This window comes from Actinosynnema sp. NPDC037264 (assembly GCF_055603705.1).
This window is the reverse complement of sequence record NZ_JBVJVK010000005.1, coordinates 12,514-30,447: the sequence shown is the minus strand read 5'-3', so window position 1 is coordinate 30,447 and position 17,934 is coordinate 12,514. Positions and strand designations below refer to the sequence as shown.

At 72.4% G+C, this 17,934-nt stretch carries 20 protein-coding genes; 16 read left to right on the top strand and 4 right to left on the bottom strand.

Annotated features, from left to right (window positions below):
* Positions 1-42 precede the first annotated feature (42 nt).
* From hppD to ACZ7GX_RS08080, 3 genes are all read left to right on the top strand, one after another.
* Positions 43-1,224 (top strand): 4-hydroxyphenylpyruvate dioxygenase, encoded by a 1,182-nt coding sequence (gene hppD / locus ACZ7GX_RS08090; protein WP_498774157.1) that lies wholly within the window; start codon positions 43-45, stop codon positions 1,222-1,224.
* Between the two features lie 194 nt (positions 1,225-1,418).
* Positions 1,419-1,649, top strand: a complete 231-nt coding sequence (locus ACZ7GX_RS08085; RefSeq protein ID WP_498774155.1) for a hypothetical protein — start codon at positions 1,419-1,421, stop codon at positions 1,647-1,649.
* Positions 1,650-1,680: 31 nt separating this feature from the next.
* Entirely contained in the window at positions 1,681-1,953 is a 273-nt protein-coding gene (locus ACZ7GX_RS08080) for a DUF2277 domain-containing protein (RefSeq protein ID WP_498774153.1), read from the top strand.
* 67 nt (positions 1,954-2,020) lie between these two features.
* On the opposite strand, the gene ACZ7GX_RS08075 is transcribed toward ACZ7GX_RS08080, so the two are convergent.
* The 3 genes from ACZ7GX_RS08075 to ACZ7GX_RS08065 form a co-directional block, all read right to left on the bottom strand.
* Entirely contained in the window at positions 2,021-3,172 is a 1,152-nt protein-coding gene (locus ACZ7GX_RS08075) for a cystathionine gamma-synthase (protein WP_498774151.1), read from the bottom strand.
* Between the two features lie 86 nt (positions 3,173-3,258).
* A complete protein-coding gene (locus ACZ7GX_RS08070) occupies positions 3,259-4,341 on the bottom strand; it encodes an RDD family protein (RefSeq protein WP_498774149.1) in 1,083 nt (360 codons plus the stop codon).
* Between the two features lie 160 nt (positions 4,342-4,501).
* On the bottom strand, positions 4,502-5,872 hold the full coding sequence (locus tag ACZ7GX_RS08065) for a cystathionine beta-synthase (RefSeq protein ID WP_498774148.1): 1,371 nt from the start codon (positions 5,870-5,872) through the stop codon (positions 4,502-4,504).
* A 98-nt stretch (positions 5,873-5,970) separates the two neighbouring features.
* Here ACZ7GX_RS08065 and ACZ7GX_RS08060 point away from each other — a divergent pair, with 98 nt between their 5' ends.
* From ACZ7GX_RS08060 to ACZ7GX_RS08050, 3 genes are read left to right on the top strand one after another with little or no spacing between them, the layout of a single operon-like run.
* Entirely contained in the window at positions 5,971-6,750 is a 780-nt protein-coding gene (locus ACZ7GX_RS08060) for an SGNH/GDSL hydrolase family protein (RefSeq protein WP_498774147.1), read from the top strand.
* Between the two features lie 56 nt (positions 6,751-6,806).
* Positions 6,807-8,027 (top strand): acetyl-CoA C-acetyltransferase, encoded by a 1,221-nt coding sequence (locus tag ACZ7GX_RS08055; protein WP_498774146.1) that lies wholly within the window; start codon positions 6,807-6,809, stop codon positions 8,025-8,027.
* A gap of 55 nt (positions 8,028-8,082) precedes the next feature.
* Positions 8,083-8,295 carry a hypothetical protein gene (locus ACZ7GX_RS08050; RefSeq protein WP_498774144.1) on the top strand — a complete coding sequence of 71 codons (213 nt, stop codon included), beginning with the start codon at positions 8,083-8,085 and terminating at the stop codon, positions 8,293-8,295.
* Between the two features lie 84 nt (positions 8,296-8,379).
* Here ACZ7GX_RS08050 and ACZ7GX_RS08045 read toward each other — a convergent pair whose 3' ends face one another.
* Complete coding sequence (locus tag ACZ7GX_RS08045; protein WP_498774142.1) at positions 8,380-9,180, bottom strand: Bax inhibitor-1/YccA family protein; 801 nt, start codon at positions 9,178-9,180, stop codon at positions 8,380-8,382.
* A gap of 249 nt (positions 9,181-9,429) precedes the next feature.
* On the opposite strand from ACZ7GX_RS08045, the gene ACZ7GX_RS08040 reads away from it, so the two are divergent.
* The 10 genes from ACZ7GX_RS08040 to ACZ7GX_RS07995 all read left to right on the top strand — a co-directional run bounded on the left by ACZ7GX_RS08040 (position 9,430) and on the right by ACZ7GX_RS07995 (position 17,907).
* Positions 9,430-10,860: an MSCRAMM family protein gene (locus ACZ7GX_RS08040; RefSeq protein ID WP_498774140.1), complete on the top strand. Its 1,431-nt coding sequence runs from the start codon at positions 9,430-9,432 to the stop codon at positions 10,858-10,860.
* Between the two features lie 14 nt (positions 10,861-10,874).
* Positions 10,875-11,573, top strand: a complete 699-nt coding sequence (locus ACZ7GX_RS08035; RefSeq protein ID WP_498774138.1) for a class F sortase — start codon at positions 10,875-10,877, stop codon at positions 11,571-11,573.
* 67 nt (positions 11,574-11,640) lie between these two features.
* Positions 11,641-12,804, top strand: coding sequence for a polysaccharide deacetylase family protein (locus ACZ7GX_RS08030; RefSeq protein ID WP_498774136.1), 1,164 nt, complete (start codon positions 11,641-11,643; stop codon positions 12,802-12,804).
* A gap of 78 nt (positions 12,805-12,882) precedes the next feature.
* Entirely contained in the window at positions 12,883-12,978 is a 96-nt protein-coding gene (pqqA, locus tag ACZ7GX_RS08025; protein WP_077008179.1) for a pyrroloquinoline quinone precursor peptide PqqA, read from the top strand.
* Positions 12,979-13,080: 102 nt separating this feature from the next.
* Positions 13,081-13,755 carry a pyrroloquinoline-quinone synthase PqqC gene (gene pqqC / locus ACZ7GX_RS08020; protein WP_498774640.1) on the top strand — a complete coding sequence of 225 codons (675 nt, stop codon included), beginning with the start codon at positions 13,081-13,083 and terminating at the stop codon, positions 13,753-13,755.
* A gap of 11 nt (positions 13,756-13,766) precedes the next feature.
* Positions 13,767-14,036 (top strand): pyrroloquinoline quinone biosynthesis peptide chaperone PqqD, encoded by a 270-nt coding sequence (gene pqqD / locus ACZ7GX_RS08015; RefSeq protein WP_498774134.1) that lies wholly within the window; start codon positions 13,767-13,769, stop codon positions 14,034-14,036.
* A complete protein-coding gene (gene pqqE, locus ACZ7GX_RS08010) occupies positions 14,029-15,099 on the top strand; it encodes a pyrroloquinoline quinone biosynthesis protein PqqE (protein ID WP_498774132.1) in 1,071 nt (356 codons plus the stop codon). The genes pqqD and pqqE overlap by 8 nt, the downstream gene beginning before the upstream one ends.
* Complete coding sequence (gene pqqB / locus ACZ7GX_RS08005; protein WP_498774130.1) at positions 15,096-15,971, top strand: pyrroloquinoline quinone biosynthesis protein PqqB; 876 nt, start codon at positions 15,096-15,098, stop codon at positions 15,969-15,971. Before pqqE ends, pqqB begins: the two co-directional genes overlap by 4 nt.
* Positions 15,972-16,030: 59 nt before the next feature.
* The gene (locus ACZ7GX_RS08000) at positions 16,031-17,308 is read left to right on the top strand and encodes a sensor histidine kinase (RefSeq protein ID WP_498774128.1); all 1,278 of its coding nucleotides are present in this window, start codon (positions 16,031-16,033) and stop codon (positions 17,306-17,308) included.
* Positions 17,260-17,907, top strand: a complete 648-nt coding sequence (locus ACZ7GX_RS07995) for a LuxR C-terminal-related transcriptional regulator (protein WP_230567391.1) — start codon at positions 17,260-17,262, stop codon at positions 17,905-17,907. The genes ACZ7GX_RS08000 and ACZ7GX_RS07995 overlap by 49 nt, the downstream gene beginning before the upstream one ends.
* Positions 17,908-17,934: the final 27 nt, after the last annotated feature.

Genomic DNA, 17,934 nt, shown 5'->3' with positions numbered 1-17,934 from the left:
GACTGTTGCGCACCCTGACCAGCATTCCACATGCTGTGAGATATGACGCAGCAGCTTGACGACGTGAGCTACGACCAGCTCCGCCAACTCGTGGGCCTGGTCGACTACGACGGGACGCGCGACCCGTTCCCCGTCCGCTCTATGGACGCCGTGGTCTTCGTGGTCGGCAACGCGACCCAGACCGCGTGGTTCTACCAGGTCGCCTTCGGGATGCAGCTCGTCGCGTACTCCGGGCCGGAGACCGGGCAGCGGGACCACAAGTCCTTCGTGCTCAAGTCCGGCTCGGCGCGGTTCGTGATCAACGGCGGCGTGCGGCCGGACAGCCCGCTGCTCGACCACCACCGCAAGCACGGTGACGGCGTGGTGGACCTCGCGCTGGAGGTCGCCGACGTGGACCGGTGCATCGAGCACGCGCGCGCCCAGGGCGCGACCGTCCTCGAAGAGCCGCACGACCTCACCGACGAGCACGGCACCGTCCGGGTCGCGGCCATCGCGACCTACGGCGAGACCCGCCACACGCTGGTCGACCGGTCGGGCTACCGCGGGCCGTACCTGCCCGGGTACGAGGCGCGGGAGAGCACGGTCGTGCGGCCGGCGGGCGCGCCGAAGCGGTTGTTCCAGGCGGTCGACCACTGCGTGGGCAACGTCGAGCTCGGCCGGATGGACCACTGGGTGGAGTTCTACAACCGGGTGATGGGCTTCGTGAACATGGCGGAGTTCATCGGCGACGACATCGCCACCGACTACTCGGCGTTGATGAGCAAGGTCGTCTCCAACGGCAACCACCGGGTGAAGTTCCCGCTCAACGAGCCCGCCGTGGCCAAGCGCAAGTCGCAGATCGACGAGTACCTGGAGTTCTACGAGGGCGCCGGTGTGCAGCACATCGCGCTGGCGACCAACGACATCGTGGCCACGTTGACCGCGATGCGCGCGGCGGGCGTGGAGTTCCTGGAGACGCCCGACTCGTACTACGACGACCCGGAGCTGCGGGCGCGCATCGGCGAGGTGCGCGTGCCGATCGAGGTGCTCAAGGAGCACCGGATCCTGGTCGACCGGGACGAGGACGGCTACCTGCTCCAGATCTTCACCAAGCCGATCGGCGACCGGCCGACCGTGTTCTACGAGCTGATCGAGCGGCACGGGTCGCTCGGCTTCGGCAAGGGCAACTTCAAGGCGCTGTTCGAGGCGATCGAGCGCGAGCAGGAGCGCCGGGGCAACCTCTAGCTCCTCGGCTCCGCCGCGGCGGGAACCGCCGGGCGACGCCTCGCGTTGTGACGGCGACGGGCCGGTCCGGGCACCCCCGGCCGGCCCGTTCGCGTCGGATCCTGTCGTAACGCTGACGAAGCCCGTACCGCACGCGCCGGGACCGGTACCCTCGGTGCGGGGTCGTCTCACACAGCATTCACCTGGAGGGTGGCATGGCGCTCGCGGCACGGGTCACCGCGGTGCTCCCGCTCGTCGGAGCGGTGGCCACCGCCGCGGCGTTGACCGGCGCGGCGTTCTTCACCGTGGCCCACGCGGGGTGCGCGGACACGGGCCGGTTCGTGGAGCGCGACGGCGTGGTGGAGTTCGTCGGCGGGTGCGTGGACGGGCACGACCTGCCCGCCGTGCCGCGGGTGGAGAACGCGCGGTACGACGTCAAGCCCTGACGTTCGCGGGCGCGTGGGCGATAGTGGACCCATGTGTCGCAACATCAGGGTGCTCCACAACTTCGAACCGCCCGCCACCGAGGACGAGGTCCGCGCGGCGGCCGTCCAGTACGTGCGCAAGGTGAGCGGGTCCACGCGTCCGTCGGCGGCGAACCAGGCGGCGTTCGACGCGGCCGTCGAGGCGGTGGCCGAGGCCACCCGCGTGCTGCTCGAATCGCTGGTCACGCAGGCCCCGCCCCGCGACCGCGAGGTCGAGGCCGCCAAGGCGAAGGAACGCTCCGCCGCCCGCTACGGCCCCCGCTGACCCCGCGTGTCGAACCCTCGCGAGGGCTGAGGGTTCGACACGCGGGACGCGGGGTTCGGCTCGCGGGTCAGTCGAGGGCGGCCAGGAGGTCGGCGACCAGGTCGTCGGCCGATTCGATGCCCACCGAGAGGCGGACCAGGTCGGCGGGGACCTCCAGCAGGGAGCCGGCGGTGCTGGCGTGGGTCATCCGGCCCGGGTGCTCGATCAGGGACTCGACGCCGCCCAGCGACTCGGCCAGGGTGAACAGGCGGGTGCGGGCGCAGACGTCGAGGGCCGCCTGCTCGCCGCCCGCCACGCGGAACGAGATCATCCCGCCGAACCGGCGCATCTGCTTCGCCGCGACCTCGTGGCCGGGGTGCTCGGGCAGGCCCGGGTAGTACACGCGGGTCACCTTCGGGTGCCGGACCAGGGCCTCGACGACCTTCTCGGCGTTGTCCGAGTGCTTCTCCATGCGCACTTCGAGCGTCTTGATGCCCCGCAGCGTCAACCACGCGTCGAACGGCCCCGGCACGGCGCCCGCGCCGTTCTGCAGGAAGCCGAACTGCGCGTCGAGCTCGTCGTCCGACGTGATCAACGCCCCGCCGACGACGTCCGAGTGCCCGCCGACGTACTTGGTCGTCGAGTGCAGCACGACGTCCGCGCCCAGCTCCAGCGGGCTCTGCAGGTACGGCGAGGCGAACGTGTTGTCGACCACGAGCAGCGCGCCCGCCGAGTGCGCCACCTGCGCGAGCAGCGCGATGTCGGCGATGTTGAGCAGCGGGTTGGTCGGCGTCTCGACCCACACGACCTTGGTGTTCGGCCGGATCGCCGCGCGCACCGCGTCCACGTCGGACAGCGCGGCCGGCGTGTGCTCGACGCCCCAGTGCGACAGCACCTTGTCGATCAGCCGGAACGTGCCGCCGTACGCGTCGTTCGGGATGACGACGTGGTCGCCGGGGCGGCACATCGCGCGCAGGGCCGCGTCGGTCGCGCCCATGCCGGAGGCGAACGCGCGCGCGTGCCGCCCGCCTTCGAGCGCCGCCAGGCACTCCTCCAGCGCGGCACGGGTCGGGTTGCCGGTGCGGGAGTACTCGAAACCGCCGCGCAGCCCGCCGACGCCGTCCTGGGCGTAGGTGGACGTGGCGTGGATCGGCACGATGACCGAGCCCGTGGTCGGGTCGGGGTCCTGCCCGGCGTGGATAGCCCTGGTCGCGAAACCGTAGTGGCCGGTGTCCGTCATGCGTCTAGGGTACGGCGGCGGAAAACGCAACCGCCCGTCGGCCGGAAGGCCGACGGGCGGTCGGGTGAATCGGTGTCCGACCTAGGTCACCACTGCTGCGGCGGCTGCTGGCCGTACGGGTTCTGCTGCTGCGGCTGGCCGTACGGGTTCGACGCGGGCGCCTGGCCGTACGGGTTGGCCTGCTGCTGGCCGTAGCCGCCGGGGTAGCCGCCGGGAGCCGCGCCCGCGGGGGCGTTGACCACGATGGTGCCCAGGATCTTGTCGGCCCACGTCTGCTTCTTGGCTTCCCACAACGGCGCGAACCAGCCCGCGTAGCAGGGCAGCGAGTCGACGAAGTGGCACAGGTGGCGCACGAAGGCGTTGCCGAAGCCGATCGGCTGCCCCGTCTCCTCCTTGATGAGCTTGATCTTCGCGACCTTCTTGCCCATCGACTGGCCGGTGGTGCCGGCCAGGTACCAGGAGTTGTAGATCATGAAGCCGATGAGGCCGACGTACCCGATGCCGCTGAGGATCAGCGCGAGCGTCGGGTCACCGGTCGCCGCGCCGATGCCGGCGAGGATGCCGACGATCACGCCCGGCGCGACGTAGTCGATCAACGCGCCGATCGCCCGGCTGCCCCACTCCGCGTAACCCCCTGACGGCGCACCGTAAGCGGGCTGCGCGGCGTACGCCTGCTGGGCGCCCCACGCCTGCTGCTGTTGCTGCGGCTGGCCGTACGGGTTCGACGCGGGCGCCTGGCCGTACGGGTTGGGCTGCTGCTGGCCGTACTGCTGAGGCTGCTGCGGCTGGCCGTACGGGTTCGACGGCGGCTGCTGCCCGTACGCCTGCTGCTGGCCGTACTGGGCGGGCTGCTGCTGCCCGTACTGCGGCGGCTGCTGGGCCGGGAACGCGCCGGAGCCGGGCTGCTGCGCCGGCTGACCGTACGGGTTGGACCCGGGCTGCTGCGTCGCGCCCGGCGGCACGACCTGGGTCGCGTCCGGGTTCGACTGGGGCTGCTGCGGTCCGGAGGGCACGACCTGGGTCGCCTCCGGCGGCGGGAAAGCAGGGGGCTGGCCGCCGCCTGGCACGACCTGCGTCGCGTCGGCGTTCGGGGGCTGGGCACCCTGCCCCTGCTCCTGCTGGTTTTGACCGCCGAACTGCTGGTTCCCTGGCGGCTGCGGAGCGTTCATCGGAGTTTCCAACCCCCTTGGCACGGGCCGTAGGTGTATGAGTCGGTGGCCAACGCTAGCGGATGCCGGTCCCCCGGCCACGCACAACCGGTCAACCTGTCCCGATCCGCGATGAGGAACGGGACACGTCGACCGCGTCCGGGGGCCGGCCGGCAACCGGTCAGCGACCGGCGAGGAAACCCAGGATGTCCTGCCGGGTGACGACTCCGGCCGGCTTGCCGTCCTCCAGCACCAGCGCACCGTCCGCTGAGGACAGTGCCGACATCGCGGAGCTGATCGACTCGCCGGCGCCGATCGTCGGCAGCTTCAACGACATGTGCCGGTCGAGCCGGTCGGTCAGCTGCGCCTTGCCGGTGAACAGCGCGTCGAGCAGGTCGCGCTCGTTGACCGCGCCCGCCACCTCGGCCGCCATCACGGGCGGCTCGGCGTTGACCACCGGCATCTGGGAGACGCCGTACTCGCGCATGATCGCGACGGCCTCGGCGACCGTCTCATTCGGATGGCCGTGCACGAGGTCGGGCACCGTGCCGTCCTTGCGCCGCAACACGTCGCCGACCGTCGCGCCGGACGTGTCGGGCGACAGGAAGCCGTACTGCGCCATCCACTTGTCGTTGAACACGCTCGACAGGTAGCCGCGCCCGCCGTCGGGCAGCAGCACGACGATCACGTCGTCCGGGCCCGCGGTCTCGGCCACCCGCAACGCCGCCGCGACGGCCATGCCGCACGAGCCGCCGACGAGCAGCCCCTCCTCGCGGGCCAGGCGCCGGGTGATCTCGAACGAGTCGCCGTCGCTCACCGCGACGATCTCGTCGCACACGTCCCGGTCGTAGGCGTCCGGCCAGAAGTCCTCGCCGACGCCCTCCACCAGGTACGGCCGGCCCGTGCCGCCGGAGTAGACCGAGCCCTCGGGGTCCGCGCCGATGATCTTCACCCGGCCCTCGGAGACCTCCTTGAGGTAGCGGCCCGTGCCGGAGATCGTGCCGCCGGTGCCGACGCCCGCGACGAAGTGCGTGATCCGGCCCTCGGTCTGCCGCCACACCTCCGGACCCGTGCCGTGGTAGTGGCTGGCCGGGTTCTCCGGGTTGGCGTACTGGTTGGGCTTCCACGCGCCGGGGATCTCGGCGACCAGGCGGTCGGAGACGTTGTAGTAGGAGTCGGGGTGCTCCGGCGCGACCGCGGTCGGGCACACCACGACCTCGGCGCCGTAGGCCTTGAGCACGTTGCGCTTGTCCACGCTGACCTTGTCCGGGCAGACGAAGACGCACTTGTAGCCCTTCTGCTGGGCCACGAGCGCGAGGCCGACGCCGGTGTTGCCCGACGTGGGCTCGACGATCGTGCCGCCGGGCTTGAGCTCGCCGCTGCGCTCGGCCGCCTCGACCATGCGCAGCGCGATGCGGTCCTTCACGCTGCCGCCGGGGTTGAGGTACTCGACCTTGGCGAGGATGAGCGGCCGGCGTCCCTCGGCCACCGCGTTCAGCTTCACCAACGGCGTGTTGCCGACCAGGTCTACGACGCTCTCGACGTACTCCACGACGGACCTTCCACTTCTTGAGATGACTCGCTGAGCGTATATCGGTGGCGCGGCGCCCGGCCCGGTGGACGATGGGCATCGGGAGAGCGGAGGGTCCGATGCGGGGGTTTCGGCTCCTCGCGGTGGTCGCGGGGGCGTTGGGCGGGTTGACCGGAGTGGCGTACGGGCTGGTCAGCGAGCAGTCGCGGCGGGCGCGGGTGGTGATCGGGGCGCCCGCCGAGCCGCCGTTGCGCGCCGACGCCGTGTACGGGGACGGCGACGGGACGCCGGTGCGGTTCGCCGTGCTCGGCGACTCGATGGCGGCCGGGCTCGGGGTGGACGACCCGGCCGAGCTGCCGGGCGTGGTGCTGGCGACCGGGATGGCCGACGAGGTGGGCGTGCCCGTGCGGCTGGAGACGTACGCGATCTCCGGGTCCACGACCCGCGACCTGGCGGCGCAGGTGGACCGGGTGGTGGCCGACCCGCCGGACGTGGCGCTGGTGATCATCGGCGCGAACGACGTGACGACGCGGCTGTCGATCGCGGGGTCGGCGGCGTTGCTGGGCGCGCAGGTGCGGCGGCTGCGTGCGGCGGGGGTCGGCGTGGTCGTCGGCACGTGCCCTGACCTGGGCACGGTGCGGCCGATCGCGGAACCGGCGCGGTCGGTGGCGCGGGAGTGGTCGCGGCGGTTGGCGCGGGCGCAGCGGGTCGAGGTGGAACGGGCGGGCGGCGTCGCGGTCGCGATGGGCGACCTGCTCGCGGCGGAGTTCCGGGCGCGGCACGCCGACTACTTCAGCCGGGACCGGTTCCACCCGAGCGCGGCCGGGTACGAGGCGGCGACCTCGATCCTGCTGGCGCCGCTGTGCGGCGTCCTTCGTCACGAGTGGTGGCCGCGCTGAACGGGCGTTAACTAGGCTGCACGTCACACGTTGCGGCGAAACAAAGGAGTTCCGTAATGCCTGAGGCCGTGATCGTCTCCACCGCCCGGTCGCCCATCGGGCGCGCGGGCAAGGGCTCGCTCAAGGACGTGCGGGGCGACGACCTGACCATGCAGGTCCTCAAGGCCGCGCTGGCCAAGGTGCCGCAGCTCGACCCGAACGACATCGACGACCTCATGCTCGGCTGCGGCCTGCCCGGCGGCGAGCAGGGCTTCAACATGGGCCGCGTGGTGTCCGTGCTGGCGGGCTACGACAACGTGCCCGGCACGACGGTGACCCGTTACTGCGCGTCGAGCGTGCAGACGACCCGGATGGCGCTGCACGCGATCAAGGCCGGCGAGGGCGACGTGTTCATCAGCGCCGGCGTGGAGACGGTGTCGAGCTTCGCGCGCGGCTCGTCCGACTCGTGGCCGGGCACGCACAACCCGGCGTTCGCCGACGCGGAGGCCCGCACGGCGGCCGTGGCGGAGTCCGGCGCGTCGGAGTGGGTCGACCCGCGGCGCAACGGGCAGGTGCCCGACATCTACATCGCCATGGGCCAGACGGCGGAGAACCTGGCGCTGGCCAAGGGCGTGACGCGGCAGGAGATGGACGAGTTCGGCGTGCGGTCGCAGAACCTCGCCGAGAAGGCCATCGCCAACGGCTTCTGGGCGCGCGAGATCACGCCCGTGACGCTGCCGGACGGCACGGTCGTGTCGGCCGACGACGGCCCGCGGCCGGGCGTGACGATCGAGGGCGTGTCGGGGCTCAAGCCGGTGTTCCGGCCGGACGGCCGGGTGACGGCGGGCAACTGCTGCCCGTTGAACGACGGCGCGGCGGCGCTGGTGATCATGAGCGACGTGAAGGCGAAGGAGCTGGGCATCACGCCGCTGGCGCGGATCGTGTCGACCGGCGTGTCCGGGCTGTCGCCGGAGATCATGGGGCTCGGGCCGGTCGAGGCGTCGAAGCGGGCGCTGGCGCTGGCCGGGATGTCGATCTCGGACATCGACCTGGTGGAGATCAACGAGGCGTTCGCGGCGCAGGTCATCCCGTCCTACCGGGACCTGGGCATCGACCTGGACCGGCTCAACGTCAACGGCGGCGCGATCGCCGTGGGTCACCCGTTCGGGATGACCGGCGCGCGGATCACCACGACGTTGATCAACTCGCTGCAGTTCCACGACAAGCAGTTCGGCCTGGAGACCATGTGCGTCGGCGGTGGCCAGGGCATGGCGATGGTCGTCGAGCGGTTGAGCTGAACCGCGTCACGATTACCGTTACCCGTCGTCCTACCCTTGAGTAGGGAGGTGTCGGGTGACGATGCCGTACGTGTGGTGGCACAGCGGGTACGACCGGCTGTGCCACGCGTTCGCCGTGGAACAGGCCTCGGAGGCGTACTTCGAGGCGGCCTGCGCCCACTCCGTGCCGCCGGAGCACGTGCTGCGGTCGCGGAGCGAGACGTTGTGCGTGCCGTGCCTGGTCGAGGTCGGTTCGGCGATGGAGGACGACCACACCTGGCGCGGCTGAACGGCCTGGGGCGACTGAACGCCCGACACGCGCGAAGGGCGCCGCCGGCGGTGGCCGGGGCGCCCTTCGGGTGCGCGGGTGGTGCTAGTCGTTCTGGAAGTACGACAGCAGGCGCAGGATCTCCAGGTACAGCCAGACGAGCGTGGTCATCAGGCCGAACGCCGCGAGCCAGGCGTACTTGGCGGGCATCGCGCCGCGGATCATCTCGTTAGCCGCCTCGAAGTCCAGCAGGAAGCTGAACGCCGCGATGCCGATGACCACCAGGCTGAAGATGATCGCCAGGGTGCCGCCGTCACGCAGGCCCATGTTCACGCCGAACATGCCCATGACCAGGTTGCCGAGCATGAGCACGACCGCGCCGACGGTGGCGCCGATGATCCACTTGGTCAGGCGCGGGGTGACGCGGATCGCGCCCGTCTTGTAGACCACGAGCATCGCGCCGAAGACGCCGAACGTGCCCAGGATCGCCTGCCAGGCGATGCCCGGGAAGATCGCCTCGAACACACCGGTGATGGCGCCGAGGAACACGCCCTCCGCCGCCGAGTAGGCGAGCACCATCGGACCGCTGGGCGTGCGCTTGAAGATGATGATCAGGGCCAGGACCAGCCCGATGAGCATGCCGGGCACGGCGAGCGCGAACGGCGCGACCTGGCCGGAGAGCACCAGCCACGCCGAGACGAACCCGGTGAGGATGGCCACACCGAGCGTCGTCGCGGTCTTGGTGACCACGTCGTCGATCGTGATGGGGCGCTCGCCGGTGGTGGGCGGCGCGCCCTGGTAGCCGCCGTGCTGCTGCGCCTCGTAGGGCTGGCCGAAGCCTGCGTAGTTACCGCCACCGCCGCTGGTCGGCAGGTTGCGGAACGCGGGGTTGCTGGTGGTACGCACCTCGTCCTCCTGTGGCGTGCTGACGCCGTCACGGGGTTCAACGACCACACGAGTCGATCGGTTCCCGTCGGGTAAAAGCGACTTTACTCGGGCTGTCGATCTCGAATCCACACCCCGCGCTGCGGAGCGTAGTCGCCGTTCCACCCCGCTGGTGGCTTGTCGACGTGATCTCGGACCCGTAAGGCTCAGTCCCGGCAGCTCTCACCGACCGGCGACGCCCAGCGGCGCGCCCGAGGGGTTCAGGACGACATGGTGTGGAGACGACTCGCCGGCGCGGCGCTCGCGGCCGGTCTGGCCCTGCTGGCGGCGCCCGTGACCGCGCCCTCGGCCGGGGCTCAGCCCGTGGTGGAGAAGGGTCCGGGGCACGAGACCGAGGCGCAGGGGTACCGCGACAAGCCGGCGGGCGGCGACTGGCTCGGCGCCTACAAGTGGCGCGGTCAGCTCGTGTGGTGCGTGCAGTACTCGCTGCTCGCGCCGGACAGCAGGGTGGAGTACAAGGAGGGCGACGAGCTGCTCTCCAAGGGCGGCGCGCGGCTCGCCGACGACGTCGCGGGCAGCATCTCGTACCTCCTGTTGAGGTACGCGAACACCCGGTCGGATGACGAGGCCGCGGCGCTGGCGCACCTGCTGCACACGTGGACCGCGTACGAGGACCCGGCCCGCGGCATCTCCCTCGACCCGAACAGCGACTTCCGGCACATCGCCTACCACGCCGACTTCCACTTCCAGCAGCTCGGGCGCTTCGGCCAGGCCCAGCAGGCGGTGGGCAGGCTGGAGGCCGAGGCGGCGGCCAACCGCGGCCCGTGGGCGGCCAAGGTGAGCGCTCCCGAGAAGGCGCAGGTCATCGGCACCCCCGACACGTGGGTGGTGGACATCACCAAGACCGACGGCGCGCAGGTGGCCGGCGCGCCCGTGACCGTGGAGCTGGCCGACGCGACGCTGGAGTCCGGCGCCGCCACCGGCGAGCTCACCACCTCCACCGACGGCAAGGCGCTGGCGGTGCGGGTCGTGCCGACCGGGCCGAACCCGTCCTTCACGGTGAAGCTGGACAGCCCGGCCGACCGGCCCAAGGTCCACGTGCCCGCCGACGACGACATGCAGCGGATCGTCACCACCGGCGGCGAGAAGAAGCTGACCGCGAACGCGTCGACGACCGCGAAGACGCCGCCGGGCGTGGTGAAGGTCGCCAAGACCGACGCGGAGACCGGCAAGGCGATCGCGGGCGTGGCGCTGAAGGTCACCGCGGCCGACGGCTCGCAGCCCGCGAAGCGGCAGGACGACACCGCGCTGACCGGGCCCGAGGGCACGCCGGTCGTGCTCCAGACCGCCGCCGACGGCACCGCGACCGTGCCCGACCTGCGCACGCCGCAGGAGGTCTGCCTGATCGAGGTCGCGCCGGCCAAGGGCTACGAGGAGTTCTTCGACCCCAACGCGCCGCCCAAGGTGTGCGGGACCGTGGAACCGGGTCAGACGCTGGCGCTCGCGTTGACCAACAAGCCGGACAAGCCGGTCGTCCCGATCACGATCCAGGCCGGTTCGCAGGGCGCGGGCGTGGTCGCGAGGGCCGCGTACACCACCGAGGTGTCGACCGGCGCGCTGGTCGGGTTCGGCGGCGTGGTCCTGATCGGCGCGACGCTGGTCGGCCTGCTCGTGCGGCGACGGGCGACCGCCCGCCGGTGAGGTCCGCGTCCGTGATGAAGGCTCTGCTGACGGGCGCGGCGGTGGCGGCTCTGCTCGCCTCCGCCGCGCTCGTCTCCACCCGGCCGCCGGACGTCGTGCTCGCGGGCCGGCCGGTCCCCGGTGACGCCGTCGTGCCGCACCCGTTGGGCGACAGCGCGCGCTCCGGGCGCGGCGTCGACCTGGCGGGCATGCCGGCCGGCGCGAACCCGCCCGCGTCACCGCCGCCGGCGACGACCACCACGACTCCTCCGCCGCCCGCCGAACCGCCCAAGCAGCAACCGGGGACGGTGCGGCTGCCCGAGGGCGGGTTGGCGACCCTGGTGCGCGAGGAGGTCACCGCGGACGGCACGCTGCCGATCCCGGAGGGCGTCGGCGAGGCCACGTGGTGGGGCGTCGACCTCGGCGCGGCCGAGGGCGCGACGGTGCTGGCCGGGCACGTGGACTGGAAGGGCGTGACCGGGCCGTTCGACGAGCTGTGGCGCATGGCGGTCGGGCAGGAGGTGACCGTGGTCGACACGGCGGGCCGGGCGTTCCGGTTCCGGGTCAGCCGGGTCGAGGCGGTCCGCAAGGACGCCCTGCCGGCACGGGCGGTCGAGCTGTTCGGTCCGCGCGGCGGGCACCGGTTGGTGCTGGTGACGTGCGGCGGGCGGTGGGTCGGCGGCGACACCGGCTACGAGGAGAACCAGGTCGTGACGGCGACGCCCGTGCCCTGACCCGGGCGCGGTCGGCGGTCTTGTCACAGCGAGGCAACCTCCCGCTACTTCTCGTCGTCTTGTGGTTGTGAAGCGATGGGGCTGGCTGAGCACGGGCGTCGCGCTGGCACTCACCCTGGTGGTGCTGGCCGTCCTGGGAGCCCGTGAATCCAGACCGGGCAACGACGTGGGCGACCTGGCCGCGCCGCTGCCGATGGCGCCGCGCGCGACCAGCGGCACCAGCGCCGCCCCCGCGCCGGCCGTGCCCGCCGCGGCCTCTCCCCCGGCGTGGATGCGGCGCATGCAGCCCGGCGAGAAGCCGCCGCAGTTCGTGCTGTTCTCGTTCGACGGCGCCGCGTCCAAACCGCACTGGGACCGGATCATGCCGATCGCCGCGCAGGCGAACGCGCACGTCACCGGCCTGTTGTCGGGCGTGTACCTGGTGCCGACCGATGACCGCGGCACCTACACCGGCCCCGGGCACCAGCCGGGCTACTCCTCCATCGGGTTCGGCGGCAGCCGCGCGGACGTGGACCTGCGGATCGGCTACCTCAACGCGGCCATCGACGCGGGCCACGAGATCGGCACGCACTACAACGGCCACTACTGCCTCGGCGACGAGCCGAACGTCGGCACCTGGAACACCGACCAGTGGAACCGGGAGCTCGACCAGTTCTTCGCGATCGTGGAGAAGGCGCGGCAGCGCGGGTTCAAGCTGGACCCGACGGCCGTGCGCGGCGGGCGCACGCCCTGCCTGGAGGGCCAGTGGGGCCAGGCGTTCCCGGCGATGCGCGGTCACGGCCTGGCCTACGACACCAGCCACGTGAGCCTCGGGGTGGTGTGGCCGTTCGTGCACGAGGGCCTGTGGGAGTTCCCCATGCCGGAGGTGCGCGTGCCCGCGCTGGGCAAGCAGGTCGTGATGATGGACTTCAACCTCTGGTACGCGCTCAACGGCGCCAAGGAGGAGCCCGAGAAGGCCGGTGACTACACCCGGATCGTGCTGGACACCTACCGCTCGGTGTACCAGTCCGCGGTCAACGGCAACCGCGCGCCGATCGTGATCGGCAACCACTTCAACGAGTGGGCGGGCGGCGCGTTCAGCAACGCGGTGGAGGGGTTCCTCGGCGAGGTGTGCGTCAAGCCCGAAACGGTGTGCGCCACCTATACAGAGGTGATCCAGTGGATGCAGTTGCAAGATCCGGTCGTGCTGGAACAGTTGAGGCGCATACCCGCCGCACGGAACTGGAACTAGCGCGGTAGCCGCCGCAAGCTCTACGGTGGGTTACCGCCGCCCCACGGAGAAGCACCACGCATCCGAGGAGTAGAGCGCATGACCACCGAGCCCGAGAAGCGCACCTGGGTCAAGCCCGATTTCCGGGACGTCGACACCCCCATGGAAGTCACCGCTTACGCCGCTCGCAGTTGAGCCCGCCGCCGCGCCCCGCCGGCCGCGCGTCGGCGGGGCGCGGCGCCCGCGTACCGAGAGGTGCCCGCCGCCGTGCCCACTCCCGAGTCGTCCGGCTCCCCGATGTTGACGCCGGACGAGTTCACCGCGCGCCTGCGCGCCCTGTCACCCCTCTACTGGGACCGCCACCCCTTCCACCTGCGGCTGCACGAGGGCCGGTTGAGCAAGCACGAGCTGCAGCTCTGGGCCGCCAACCGCTGGTACTACCAGCAGGCGATCCCGCGCAAGGACGCCGCGATCCTGGCCAACTGCCCGGACGTCGAGGTCCGGCGGGTGTGGCGGGAGCGGATCGTCTGGCACGACGGCCGCGGGCCCGGCGACGGTGGCGCGGAGAACTGGCTGCGCCTGGCCGAGGCCGTCGGGCTGACCCGCGAGGAGGTGCTGGACGAGCGGCACGTGCTGCCGGGCGTGCGGTTCGCCGTGGACGCCTACGTGACGTTCGCCCGCACGCGGCCGTGGGTGGAGGCGGTGGCGTCCGGGCTGACCGAGATGTTCTCCCGCGGGCTGATGGCGCGGCGGCTGGTGGACATGCGCGAGCACTACCCGTGGATCGCGGAGGAGGGCTTCACCTACTTCACCACCCGGCTCAAGGTGATCGCCGACGAAGGGAAGTCCACTGTGGACATCGTGGTGCGCAACTGCCGCACGCGCGAGCAGCAGGAGGCGGCGGTCGCCGCGCTGGCGTTCAAGTGCGACGTGCTGCGGGCGGTGCTGGACGCCGTGGACTACTACTCGTGACGGAGCCGACCATGACGGGCTTGGACGCGGTGCCGCGCCTGCGGCGGGGCGTGAAGACGGCGTACGACGAGACCCGGGACAGCCACGTGGTGCTGTTCCCGGAAGGCGTGCTGGTGCTCAACGAGACCGCGGCGGCGGTGGTCGCGCTGTGCGACGGGCGCACGTCCGTCGAGGGCATCGCGCGCCGGCTGACCGAGGAGTTCGACGGGGTGGAGGCGGACGACGTGGCCGAGCTCGTCGCACGGCTGGTGGCGCGCCGGGTGGTGGACGTCGATGGGTGAGGCGCCTCGGGCGGACGCGCCGTTCGGGCTGCTCGCCGAGCTGACCCACCGGTGCCCGCTGCGCTGCGGGTACTGCTCCAACCCGGTCGACCTGGTCGGGCGGGGCGACGAGCTGGACACCGCGCGGTGGCGCGACGTGTTCGACCAGGCCCGCGCGCTGGGCGTGCTGCAGGTCCACCTGTCCGGCGGCGAGCCGTTGGCGCGCAAGGACCTGCCGGAGCTGGTCGAGCACGCGGCCGGGCTCGGCTGCTACGTGAACCTGGTGACCAGCGGGCTCGGGCTGACCCCCGAGCGGCTCGCGGGGCTGCGCGGTGTCGACCACGTGCAGCTGTCCGTGCAGGACGCGGACGAGGCGGGCGCGAACCGGATCGCCGGGGTGAAGGCGTTCGAGCCGAAGCTCCGCGCGGCCGAGGCGATCCGGGACGCGGGGCTGCCGCTGACCGTGAACGTGGTGCTGCACCGGCTCAACCTCGACCACGTCGGCGGGATCGTCGCGCTCGCCGAGCGGATGGGCGCGGACCGGTTGGAGCTGGCCAACACCCAGTACTACGGCTGGGCGCTGCGCAACCGGGCCGCGCTGCTGCCGACGAGGGAGCAGTTGGCGCGGGCGGGCGAGGTGGTGGCCGCCGCGCAGGCGCGGTCGGCGATGGAGATCGTGTACGTGATCGCCGACTACCACGAGGCGCACCCCAAGCCGTGCATGCACGGGTGGGGCGCGCGGCAGCTGACCGTGGCGCCGAACGGCGACGTGCTGCCGTGCCCGGCGGCGGGGGTGATCGACGGGCTCGGCGTGGAGAACGTGAAGGACCGGTCGTTGGCCGACATCTGGCACACCTCGCCCGCGTTCACCGCGTTCCGGGGCTTCGACTGGATGCGCGACCCGTGCCGTTCGTGCGCCCGGCGCGAGGTGGACTTCGGCGGGTGCCGCTGCCAGGCGTTCCAGCTGACCGGCGACGCGTCGGCGACGGACCCGGTGTGCACGCTCTCGCCGCACCGGGGCCTGGTCGACCTGATCCTCGCGGGACCGCCGGCCGAGGCGGAGCACCGGGCGGTGGTGCGGTGAGGGCGGTCGTGCTCGGGACGGCCGCCGGCGGCGGTGCGCCGCAGTGGAACTGCGCGTGCGGGCCGTGCGAGGCGGTGCGGGCCGGTCGGTTGCCGGCGCGCACGCAGGACGCGTTGGCGGTCAGCGGGAACGGGGCGGAGTGGTGGTTGGTCAACGCCTCGCCGGACGTCGGCGCGCAGCTCGCCGCCACGCCCGCCCTCGCGCCCGGTCCCGGGCCGAGGGACACGCCGGTGCGCGGGGTGCTCTTCACCGACGCCGAGCTGGACCACACGCTGGGCCTGGCGGTGCTGCGGGGCGCGCCGGGGCTCCGCGTGCACGCGCCCGCGACCGTGCTGCACGCGCTCGCGCCGACGCGCGCCGTCCTGGCCACGTACGGCGAGTGGTCGTGGCGGCAGGTGGAGCCCGAGCAGGCGGTGGTGCTCGTGGGCGGGCTGGAGGTCACCGCGTTCCCGGTGAGCGGCAAGCGCCCGCGCTACGCCGTCGACTCGCCGGTGGCGGGCCACTGGGTGGTGGCCTACCGGTTCCGCGACCCTGCCACCGGCGGGGTGCTGCTGTACGCGCCGTGCCTGGCGTCCTGGCCGCCCGGGTTCGACGCGCTGGTGGCCGAGGCCGACGTGGTGCTGCTGGACGGCACGTTCTACGCGCCCTCGGAGATGGGCGCGGCCACCGGCAGGCCGAGCGGGCAGGCGGCGATGGGCCACCTGCCGATCGCGCACAGCCTGCCGGAGCTGCGCGGGCACCCGGCGACCCGGCGGATCTACACCCACCTCAACAACACCAACCCGGTGCTGGACCCGGCGTCGCCGGAGCACGCGAAGATCGCCGAGGCGGGCGTGGAGGTCGTCGCGGACGGGACCGTGATCGATCTGTAGATCGCTTTGGGGGGTTAAACCCACCGATTTACCGGGGGCCGGCCGGAAGAATCGGCGCCATGACGGACCGCGACCTGGTACGAGCCGCCCGCACCCGGCTGACGCAGGCCGGACTGGGGCTGGCCCGGACGCCGCTGTGCGTGGCGGGGCTGCTGCTGATCCCGCTCCAGCTCTACGCCTACCCGCTGATCCTGGTGACCGTCGGCGTGCCGCTGCTGCTGGTGTTCACCGCGCTGGCCCGCCGCTACACCGGCTTCTTCCGCTGGTGGGCCTCGCGGGTGCTGGAGGTGGAGATCCCGGCGCCGTACCGGGTGCCGGCGAACCGCGGCCCGATGACCAGGGTCCGCACCATCGCCACCGACCCGGCGACGTGGCGCGACCTCGCGTTCCTGCCCGTCAACGCGATCACCGGGGTGCTCTGCGGCGTGCTGCCGGTCGGGTTCTGGATCAACGGCGTGCTGGGCTTCGCGGTGCCGCTGATCTGGCTGGACCGCGGGGACGTCGAGTACGTCGCGATCGGCCGCGACACCCCGGGCAACTTCGTGCTCGCGCCGCTGCTGGGCATCGCCTTCCTGGTGCTGGCGTGGTGGGCCACGCCCCGCGCCGCCCGGCTGCACGCGACCGTCGCCAGGCGGCTGCTCGCGCCCAGCGCGACCGCCGCCCTCACCGACCGGGTGCGCGTGCTGGCCGACTCGCGGGCCGACACGGTCGACGCGCAGGCCGCCGAGCTGCGCCGGATCGAACGGGACCTGCACGACGGCGCGCAGGCCAGGCTGGTCGCGCTCGGGCTCAGCCTCGGCATGGCCGAGGAGCTGCTGGCCCAGGACCCCCGGGCGGCGCAGGAGCTGCTGGCCGAGGCGCGCCAGTCGTCCTCCCAGGCGTTGGCCGAGCTGCGGGACCTGGTGCGCGGCATCCACCCGCCGGTGCTGGCCGACCGCGGGCTGGACGGCGCGCTGCGCGCGTTGGCGCTGGCGCACCCGCTGCCGGTGGAGGTCGACCTGGAGCTGACCGGCCGGCCGGAGGCGCCGGTCGAGTCGGCCGCGTACTTCGCGGTGGCCGAGACGTTGACGAACGTGGCCAAGCACAGCGGCGCGACGAGCGCGTGGGTGCGGGTGCGGCACGACGACGGCCGGTTGTCGTTGATGATCGGGGACAACGGGCGCGGCGGCGCGGAGCCGTCGGAGAACGGTGGGTTGCGCGGGATCGAGCGCCGGCTCGCGGCGTTCGACGGCACACTCGGCATCGCGAGCCCGGTGGGCGGGCCGACCATCGTGACCATGGAGCTGCCGTGCGAGTTGTCCTCGGTGAAGACCTCGTCCTCCTCCGGGACGGGCTGATCCGGCTCCTGGAGGCCTACGACTTCGACGTGGTGGAGGCGGTCGACTCCGGTCCCGCCCTGCTCAAGGCCCTGGTCGACCACCGCCCGGACGTGGCGGTGGTCGACGTGCGCCTGCCGCCGACGTTCACCGACGAGGGGCTGCGCGCCGCGATCGAGGCCCGCAAGCGGGTGCCGGGGCTGCCGGTGCTGGTGCTCTCGCAGTACGTGGAGCAGCTCTACGCGCGCGAACTGCTGTCCGACCGGGGCGGCGCGGTGGGATACCTGCTCAAGGACCGGGTGTCGGACGTCAAGCAGTTCGTCGACGCCATTCGCCGGGTCGCCGCCGGCGGCACCGCGATGGACCCCGAGGTCATCGACCAACTGCTCGCGCGCGGCGCGCGCGACCAGCCGCTGACCACGTTGACGCCGCGTGAGCGGGAAGTGCTGTCGTTGATGGCGGAGGGCCGTTCGAACGGCGCGATCGCGGGCCGGCTGTTCGTCACCGAGAAAGCGGTCGGCAAACACATCGCGAACATCTTCGGCAAGTTGGACCTGCCGATGTCCGAGGACGACAACCGGCGCGTGCTCGCCGTGCTGGCCTATTTGGACCGGGTGTAAATCGTTTCTTAGGCTAAGTACCATCTT

Bases quoted from the DNA above. Each gene is read 5' to 3' on its own strand.
- hppD (WP_498774157.1), top strand. From the start codon at position 43: ATGACGCAGCAGCTTGACGACGTGAGCTACGACCAGCTCCGCCAACTC.
- ACZ7GX_RS08085 (WP_498774155.1), top strand. From the start codon at position 1,419: ATGGCGCTCGCGGCACGGGTCACCGCGGTGCTCCCGCTCGTCGGAGCG.
- ACZ7GX_RS08080 (WP_498774153.1), top strand. From the start codon at position 1,681: ATGTGTCGCAACATCAGGGTGCTCCACAACTTCGAACCGCCCGCCACC.
- ACZ7GX_RS08075 (WP_498774151.1), bottom strand. From the start codon at position 3,172: ATGACGGACACCGGCCACTACGGTTTCGCGACCAGGGCTATCCACGCC.
- ACZ7GX_RS08070 (WP_498774149.1), bottom strand. From the start codon at position 4,341: ATGAACGCTCCGCAGCCGCCAGGGAACCAGCAGTTCGGCGGTCAAAAC.
- ACZ7GX_RS08060 (WP_498774147.1), top strand. From the start codon at position 5,971: ATGCGGGGGTTTCGGCTCCTCGCGGTGGTCGCGGGGGCGTTGGGCGGG.
- ACZ7GX_RS08055 (WP_498774146.1), top strand. From the start codon at position 6,807: ATGCCTGAGGCCGTGATCGTCTCCACCGCCCGGTCGCCCATCGGGCGC.
- ACZ7GX_RS08040 (WP_498774140.1), top strand. From the start codon at position 9,430: ATGGTGTGGAGACGACTCGCCGGCGCGGCGCTCGCGGCCGGTCTGGCC.
- ACZ7GX_RS08035 (WP_498774138.1), top strand. From the start codon at position 10,875: ATGAAGGCTCTGCTGACGGGCGCGGCGGTGGCGGCTCTGCTCGCCTCC.
- pqqA (WP_077008179.1), top strand. From the start codon at position 12,883: ATGACCACCGAGCCCGAGAAGCGCACCTGGGTCAAGCCCGATTTCCGG.
- pqqC (WP_498774640.1), top strand. From the start codon at position 13,081: ATGTTGACGCCGGACGAGTTCACCGCGCGCCTGCGCGCCCTGTCACCC.
- pqqD (WP_498774134.1), top strand. From the start codon at position 13,767: ATGACGGGCTTGGACGCGGTGCCGCGCCTGCGGCGGGGCGTGAAGACG.
- pqqE (WP_498774132.1), top strand. From the start codon at position 14,029: ATGGGTGAGGCGCCTCGGGCGGACGCGCCGTTCGGGCTGCTCGCCGAG.
- ACZ7GX_RS08000 (WP_498774128.1), top strand. From the start codon at position 16,031: ATGACGGACCGCGACCTGGTACGAGCCGCCCGCACCCGGCTGACGCAG.